Source organism: bacterium (assembly GCA_024228115.1).
GTDB lineage: Bacteria > Myxococcota_A > UBA9160 > UBA9160 > UBA6930.
The window spans coordinates 1-753 of the sequence record JAAETT010000235.1 but is presented as its reverse complement, the minus strand read 5'-3'; the positions used below and the strand labels follow the sequence as shown (position 1 = coordinate 753).

The window sequence follows — 753 nt, the reverse complement described above, 5'->3', positions numbered from 1 at the left end:
TTGATGTTAAGGTCATTTGCTTGACAGTTTCAACGCGAAAGATTAATTTAGTCGGCGCACAAATTAGGAATAATTTTTTTTCCCAAGTTGATATACTAAGGTCGACCAGTGTTCTATTTGTTCGCCATTCGGAGTGCCCCTTTCGCTTTTATGAATACGCCGCCCTGACGATTACTGTGCCCCTTGGTTTTTTGGAATACGCCGCCCTGACGATTTGAAGCAGAGTGCCCCTTGGTAAGTAAGTTAGCTATTATAAAAAATCTGAGTTTTTCGAATACTAGGGGGTTTTTACCGGGGGTTGTTTTTTAGACCATGGCCCTAACATTCAGTCGGCAAGTGCATTATCAAGTGCACTACCAAATGTCTCAGACAGCCCAGGACTACGTGGTGACCAACCACGTGCAGAGCGAAGAATACTACGAGGGTATTTTCCGGCCCGACGTGGAGAGCTGGGAAAATTTGGTGGGGGAAACGATAGCCCACGGACGCAACATGCGAGCGGTGGAGGACGACGACGGACGCTGGTTCCAACACTACGAATTGCGTTTCGACTATGAAATAGGTTATCGTCTACGCCCCTACCCCATGCCCACCCTACCCCTAAACATAGTTCGGGTGGTGATAAACCAAGAGGGGTGGGTAGTGAAGGGGTTCCCTAGCGGGTACCAATTCGTCGACTCGGATTCGGAGTCGGATGATGATGTGGACGTGGACGACGACGTGGGCTACGATACCGAGTAGACGAATTGGTGG

Annotated in this window: 1 protein-coding gene; it reads left to right on the top strand. The window is 49.1% G+C overall.

The genetic code is table 11. The annotated features are described in order from the left end of the window. The first annotated feature begins 360 nt into the window (after positions 1 to 360). Complete coding sequence (locus GY937_11125; GenBank protein ID MCP5057262.1) at positions 361 to 741, top strand: hypothetical protein; 381 nt, start codon at positions 361 to 363, stop codon at positions 739 to 741. The last annotated feature ends 12 nt before the right edge of the window (positions 742 to 753 follow it).